Consider the following 6,664-nt stretch of genomic DNA (forward strand, 5'->3'; position numbering starts at 1 on the left):
TACTGAGTTATTCTTACGTACTCAAGGGTTTAAGCTATTTTTTCAGGTGCGAAAGTTGAGTTATTAATATATCATTATGGGATCAAGCAAAATGGAAGGGTGTTATGTTCTTACACACTCCGGAATCTAACACCCCACCTATTCTGGCTCCAGTATTCAGTAATATTAATTATGGATCTTTAATCTTTCAAAAATGGATTGAAGAACTTGGTAAAAGTGATCACAACAATAAGATAAAAATAGGTATTATAAAGGGGATAGATAAAAACAATCCATTCCACTATAAGATTGTTTTCTCTGAGAATATTGCTCGATCGTTACCTAATTTAGAGAAAGGCTATTTTATGGTGCCTAGTAGAATTCATATAATGGAACCAAATAATAATACAAACTTATCAAATTTCATCGAACGCATTAATATGACAAATTTCAATTATTTTATCGCTCCTGCTTTCTTTAATCCTAAAGTCTCTAATTATGATATAAAATATGAGAATATAATCAAGAAAAATAAAATTGAAATCAAAGATGCTTGGGAGGTAGGAGAAGACAGTTGGTTATCTTTTGCGATTACAATTGAGGACAATCCTATCATCCCATCAACAGTACAAAATCCACCAGTCATAAGATTAATGAATTTGAAGAAAAATTTAGGTAATAACCTCAAGAAGAGCTAAGTCAGATTCAGACTGAAGAAAAACTGCGAACGACAGAAACATAATGGCTGTAACTCGCCACATTCCATATTCAGGGATGTGGCTTTTTGCTATTCCTATCTCGAAAGGAGAGATCTAATAATGCCCCTCTTTCCTTTTTTCCATTGGATAAAATTTCTGCCTTCCCCCTCCCCAAGAGGCCCGCCTCTTGGGGAGGGGTGTAAAGGCAGGAATAGCCAAATGTCATTTGGCGTAGGAAACCGCGTGGAAGCAGAGCTTCCACCGACATTTTTGAGGCTTTTCCCCCGGCAATCGAATGTCGCTGGCCGGAGGCCCATAACGAGGTGATGCTCTTGGCCCAAGCCGAGAAGGCGGTGCAAATCACCGTCAAGCTGCCCAAAAAACAATATGAAGCCCTCAAAAAGTATGCCGCTGCGAAGCATCTCAGCATGGCGGATATCGTCCGCGCCTTCATCCAGAAGGGCATGTCCGTAGAAGCCTACACCGAAGAAATCGACTTTATCACCTCTATTATCCGGCAGGAGATAAAAGTCGCCATCGACGGGTTAAGCAATCGGCTGGCCGGATTGGCCAGCAAGGACCTCATCATGTCTGCCGCGGCGTACTATTCCACCATCGCAATTATCACCGACCTCATCGATACCAACCGCTACACCACCTTCCGGGAAATTGAAAAGAAGGCCCGGCAGCTTGCCGTGGAGTATATGAAAATGAAGCTGACCGATGCCGAAAAATTGTTCCTCTCCGGGGATGCCTTTGAGCAGAACATTGAGCGACTGCGCGGAGGCGACGCCGATGTCAGCCCTGATCTATAAGCAGCGCTTCTTCCATCCCAACCACCCCAAAACCCCGGTCAGCAATTATGTGCATATCGGCTACATTGCCACCCGCCCCGGTGCAGTCCGGCATAAGAATAGGACCCATGGCTTGTTCGGCAAGCTGCGTCCCGGCGAATTGCAAATGTTCGCCTCTTGGCAGGAAGTGGCATGTACAGCCAGAGAAATATCCCAGCAAGGCAAAAACATGTACCGCAGTGTCATTTCCTTTCGCACGGAAACAGCGCTGGAACTTGGCCTCTCCACCTTCTCCGATTGGCAAGCCTATATCGAGCAACACATGGCCATGCTTGCCGCCCAGAACCAGATCAAAACGGAAAATTTATGCTGGGCCGCTGCGTTTCACAATGAACGCGACCATCCCCATTTGCATGTGGTCTTTTGGGATAAGAAACAAACCATCATGAAAAACTTTACTCACCCCGAAATTCCCAACCGCATCCGAAAGCAGCTCATCAAGGATACCTTCGCCTTTAAACTCAAAGAGTTTTGTGCCCAGAGAGATGCCGCCAAATCCGACGTCACCCAAGTAACGGACCGCATCGTGGAAGAATTTGAAGCCTATCTGAAGGGGCTGAATCCCAAAGCGTTTCGAGCGTTGCAACAACGTTTTGAGCAGGAGGATGAGGATTCTCTGCTGCGCTTTCCCAAGCACCACCTGATGGAACCGGCATCTGTCAAGCAGTTGGCCGAACGGCTGTTTGAACTGCGCCGCCAGATGCCGAAATCCGGCAGATTGGTTTATCAGTTGCTACCACAGGAAACGAAAACACTGTTGGATGTGTTGGTGCAAGACTTGCTGCAAAACAACAGTTATTTGGCGCAAATGGTGGAGGACTACGTACAGGCCAAGCTGGACATGGCTCGCCTGTACACCTCTGACCCGGAGCAATTGGAGAAACAACGCAGTAAAGTTGTGGCGGAGGAGGAAAAGCGAATTGCCAACCGCATTCTGGCGACTATCCGTACCATCATCAAGCTGGAGCAGGAGGCGGACTTCGGCATTCGGCAAGCCGACCGACGGCTTGCTTTGGCCGAGCAACTGCTCCTGGACCTACTGAACCTGATGGAAGGCTTATCCATGCACGCTCAACTGGACTACGATGACAAAGCGAAGGTGAGAGGAGGGGACCTTTCCAAACAGGCGAAAAAGGAATGGCTGCTCCGGCACAAGGACCGGGGCCTGGAAAGATAATCAAGGGTACAAACACGCACGCTCCGGGTAGCGTGTTTTTTTATTGTCCACTTACCCCCTGGGACAAGATGTGCTTGCCGGAGGATCAAATCGACCTGTTTGATGACGAATGCGAAGGCATGTGCGGCGTGTAGCTCCGCCTGTGCCTCCAGAAACCAACGCAGAAAGGAAGAATCCCATGTTATTTACCGATGGCAGACTGCAAGCTTTTGAACAGATGATGAGGCAACCCCCACGCCGCCCCCTGCAAACCAGCGGCAGACAACCGCCGAAAGCCGCTCCTCCTTCCCCACCCAAACCGCGAAAGGAGAAATCCGATGCAGATCACCGACCGCTTGCTTGAGGTGCTGCGTTACCAGTTGGCGCAGGAGCAGTTTGTCCTGGAGCCGCCCGCTCATCCCGACGATCCGCTTACTGTCTCCCAAGGCGGGGAACCATTAGCCTATCTCGCAGGGGACGGATTTCTTTGGCCTCCTGCCAATCGGCCCCAGCAACTGGCAACACGGCACATTGCCCGAATCGCCGCCCAGGTTTGGGAAATGGAGCGCGCCTTTCAACAAGCCCCTGTAATGGATGTTCCTCCTCCACACGAATACCGCCGATTGTTATCCTCCAGGCAGTATGTACTGGCGGCGCGTTATGACGGGCAAGGCCAGTTTACCTTTGTCAACTGGGAATATGCGCCCTATGACCGGAACCGGCTGTTATATGGGCGATACTTCCAGCGCAATGCCTTTGCCGAAGCCAAGGAGGACTTTTTGCATCGCAGCCAGTTAGCTCAGGGACTGGTCCGGCTGGAAGCCGACGAGCTTTGCATCATCCGCCAAGCGCTGCTGTTTCGCGGCATGGAAGACAAAGGCTTGCAAGCCGTTGAACGGGAGGCGGTCGATCACGTGCTGCAACGGTTGGATGCCCTGTTGCTGCCCGCTGACCGCGCGTTGTGGGAGGCCGAGCAAGACATGGAACAAGACATGGTAGAAGACAGGGGGTGAACCGCCCATGAAAAGCAAAAGCGAGTTTTACAAAGCCTTCTTTGCCACTCTGACCACCCAAGGCATCGAAGTCCGCCGTTCCACCTCCGCCGATTATTTGGCTGACCTGTATCAAAACGACCAGCTCATTGCCTTTTATACCCGGATGGACAGCATCGAGAAAAACCCCTTTGTCACCGTCCCGGACCGGCTGATGAGCGGCATCCAGGACCTGGCCCGAAAGACGGCGCTGCAATTGGGCATCTGCACAGAAAAGCCGTATACCGACAAGGACCAGAAAATCGCCAACGGCGTCTATAAGCTCAGTGAATACGGGGATGTGGTTCTGGCCTGCAAGCATCACCCGCTGTTTGAATATGTCTTTTCCACCTACCGCTTGGCCCCGGACAGTCAAGCGCCGGTGCAGCGGCAATATTTTTACAACAAGGACGAAGCGTTGGAAAGCTTCGCTGTTCGCAGCGGGCTGGTGGATGCCCGAAAGCTATTCAACGAAGCGGAATTGATGCTGATTCACGACGAAATGGTCAAATTCCTCATCACCCCCAACGACAAGTCCATGGAGCAATTTGAACAGGTGCAGATCCTGATCGACCGTCTGGAGGACCTGTTGCCCGCCTTAAAGGACCGGGAGATTCATCTGGATTATGAGACGGAATTTGCCCAGGACTATGACGGTAACCCGGCGGCACTGGAGCTTGTTGGGCTTGCAGAGCAAGAACGGTAGGCACCTCATGCTTCACCACTATTTAAAAAGAAGGAAGGGATGGCTATGCCCCAGCCGGAGGTGTCCATTTGGGGGACGATTTTAACCTGCGTCGAGATTGGCCTGCACATTTATGCGCTGCAAGCGGAGAAAAATCAAGGCTTGGTGCTGGATGCGGATTATGCCGAGGAGGCGTTGAGCGAGGACGCGCTGAAGCTCGGCCACAAACAAGGAGAGCATATCTATTTTGACGATGTGAAAAGTGTGGTGCCTGCCTATGAGTTGGCCAAACAAGGGGCGATCACTCATCCTGAGTTAAGTGACCTCACCGAACAACCAGAGAAGCTGGCGGAGAACGGCAAGTATTATGCGCCGGAATACTTTGGAGCATTTGAGCCGCCGCAGGATACAGCTTGGAAGAAATTGACGAATCATCAGCCGCTGGACAACGGGATATATTTCGTGGAGCATGACGGTCAACCGCTGTTGGCCGTGCATCAAACTATCGGAGAGCAGGTATTGTCGGAAATGGCTATTCATCAGGCCGGTGGGCAGGGGGTGTACCTGCTGTACCCCCTGGACAACTGCGCCATGCCGATTTATGAATTGTCCGCCTCCCATCCCGCTGTGCTGGAGCAAATTGTAAACGAGGACAGTCTGTTGCATACGCTGTGCAACGACCACCCAGAGTATGTAGGTATGCACAATTTGCATACGGAGGAATGGGGCCATATCCATGACCGCCCTGCTCCCAAGTCACTGTTTTTGCAGCTTCAATTGGATCGGGCCGCGCAGCAAGTGGAGCAACCACGACAAAACACAACTGATGCCTCCTGGCAGCAGACGCCGGATCAGGCAACCTACAAGCAACAAGACCTCATTCCCACCTTGCAAGCCCGAGAATTGCCGGAGGATTTTTTTGAACCGAGCGAGGACCTGGAGTGGTGAAAGCAAAGCAAAAGTTACTGCTATGCGGGCTGCTTTTTGTTGGGGGAGCCGTCTTCAACCTGTTCTTCACCACCGCCCTGCATGGCGCATTATCCGGCGCGACGAAAACGTTGGCCCTTCCCTCCTTGGGACAAAGCTTGACCAGTCTATTTACCCAAAAAGCCCACTTCCTGCTGTTTCTTTGCTTCCAGGGAATCACCTTGTTGCTGGCCGTTCTCTTTTTTGTCACCAACAGCCAGCCCTATCAAAGCAAGCTAAAGCAGGTTGCTCCGGGCATTGAAACGCCCGTTCCCGTGGGGCAGCATCAGCACGGCTCTGCTCGTTGGTTGCGGAAGGAGGAAATGCCTCGCGTGTTCGACAGTCAGATACTGGATTTGTCTCATCCGTTCATTCAACAACTGATGCAAACCGGCTATGACGATCTGGAGTTTTTGCAAGCTGTTGCCAAGGAGGAATCGCCAAGTGACCCTGCCCCACCTGAAGAATATCCCGAAAAAGAGAAAAACGACTGATTCGCCTGTCATCCCTTCCGGCGGCATTGTCCTGGGACTGCATCGAGAACGAGAGAAAGAGCGCTTGTTCTATATCGGCGATGATGTCCATTCCCTGTGCATCGGGGCCACCCGCAGCGGCAAATCCCGAACGGTAGTGCTGCAATCCATCGGCTTCTTGGCGTTGGCTGGGGAATCGCTGGTGGTGTCCGACCCCAAAGGAGAGTTGTTTCATTACAGTCATGTGCTATTGGAAAAGCTGGGGTACGAGGTGCTGGCTCTGGATTTCCGTCACCCGGAAAAGAGCCACCACTATAATTTGCTCCAGCCGGTCATTGAGGCAACCTTGGAGGGGAATCAAGAGCAGGCGGAAATGCTGGCTTGGGACATGACTCAGGTGCTGGTGGGCAAGGCTCAGGGCGAAAAAATCTGGACCAACGGCGAAATGTCCGTCATTGCCGCCTCCATTCTCAGCGTCGTATGGGATAACGTCAAACGCCCGGATTACCAGAACCTGACCAATGTCTACTGGTTCTTGGCAGAGATGAACCGGCAGATGGGCAACAAAACGCCGATGCAGGAGTACATCAAACGGTTGCCCCAACACCATCCGGCCCGGGCCCTGCTCAGTATTTCTGATGTGGCTCCCTCCCGTACCAAGGGCAGCTTTTACACCTCAGCCCTCACTACCCTGCGACTGTTCACCTCCAAATCCATCTACGCCATCACTCACAAAAGCGACTTTTCCCTTGCCACCTGGATTCCCGCGGAAACATAACGAGGCAATAAAATAGACCGACAAAAAGCCTTATAAATACTGGT

Annotated in this window: 8 protein-coding genes; all 8 read left to right on the forward strand. The window is 51.3% G+C overall.

Features of this window, described 5'->3' with window-relative positions; translation table 11 throughout:
- The first annotated feature begins 104 nt into the window (after positions 1 to 104).
- On the forward strand, positions 105 to 677 hold the full coding sequence (locus tag DQG13_RS30015) for a hypothetical protein (RefSeq protein ID WP_113023879.1): 573 nt from the start codon (positions 105 to 107) through the stop codon (positions 675 to 677).
- 323 nt (positions 678 to 1,000) lie between these two features.
- Positions 1,001 to 1,492, forward strand: a complete 492-nt coding sequence (locus DQG13_RS30020; RefSeq protein ID WP_146767237.1) for a hypothetical protein — start codon at positions 1,001 to 1,003, stop codon at positions 1,490 to 1,492.
- The gene (gene mobP3 / locus DQG13_RS30025) at positions 1,446 to 2,708 is read left to right on the forward strand and encodes a MobP3 family relaxase (protein ID WP_146767238.1); all 1,263 of its coding nucleotides are present in this window, start codon (positions 1,446 to 1,448) and stop codon (positions 2,706 to 2,708) included. Before DQG13_RS30020 ends, mobP3 begins: the two co-directional genes overlap by 47 nt.
- Positions 2,709 to 3,025: 317 nt before the next feature.
- Positions 3,026 to 3,700, forward strand: coding sequence for a hypothetical protein (locus DQG13_RS30030; protein WP_113023882.1), 675 nt, complete (start codon positions 3,026 to 3,028; stop codon positions 3,698 to 3,700).
- 7 nt (positions 3,701 to 3,707) lie between these two features.
- The gene (locus tag DQG13_RS30035) at positions 3,708 to 4,424 is read left to right on the forward strand and encodes a hypothetical protein (protein WP_113023883.1); all 717 of its coding nucleotides are present in this window, start codon (positions 3,708 to 3,710) and stop codon (positions 4,422 to 4,424) included.
- Between the two features lie 45 nt (positions 4,425 to 4,469).
- Complete coding sequence (locus DQG13_RS30040) at positions 4,470 to 5,351, forward strand: hypothetical protein (RefSeq protein ID WP_113023884.1); 882 nt, start codon at positions 4,470 to 4,472, stop codon at positions 5,349 to 5,351.
- Entirely contained in the window at positions 5,345 to 5,863 is a 519-nt protein-coding gene (locus DQG13_RS30045) for a TRAG family protein (protein ID WP_181593101.1), read from the forward strand. Before DQG13_RS30040 ends, DQG13_RS30045 begins: the two co-directional genes overlap by 7 nt.
- Positions 5,814 to 6,620: a type IV secretory system conjugative DNA transfer family protein gene (locus DQG13_RS30050; protein ID WP_220094475.1), complete on the forward strand. Its 807-nt coding sequence runs from the start codon at positions 5,814 to 5,816 to the stop codon at positions 6,618 to 6,620. The genes DQG13_RS30045 and DQG13_RS30050 overlap by 50 nt, the downstream gene beginning before the upstream one ends.
- The last annotated feature ends 44 nt before the right edge of the window (positions 6,621 to 6,664 follow it).

The sequence above is a fragment of the Paenibacillus sp. YN15 genome (genome assembly GCF_003285005.1).
In the GTDB taxonomy this organism is placed as follows: Bacteria; Bacillota; Bacilli; order Paenibacillales; family NBRC-103111; genus Paenibacillus_AR.

What these genes read in the sequence shown, in the direction of transcription:
- DQG13_RS30040 (WP_113023884.1), top strand. Translation starts at nt 4,470, where the DNA reads ATGCCCCAGCCGGAGGTGTCCATTTGGGGGACGATTTTAACCTGCGTC.
- DQG13_RS30030 (WP_113023882.1), top strand. Translation starts at nt 3,026, where the DNA reads ATGCAGATCACCGACCGCTTGCTTGAGGTGCTGCGTTACCAGTTGGCG.
- DQG13_RS30035 (WP_113023883.1), top strand. Translation starts at nt 3,708, where the DNA reads ATGAAAAGCAAAAGCGAGTTTTACAAAGCCTTCTTTGCCACTCTGACC.
- DQG13_RS30015 (WP_113023879.1), top strand. Translation starts at nt 105, where the DNA reads ATGTTCTTACACACTCCGGAATCTAACACCCCACCTATTCTGGCTCCA.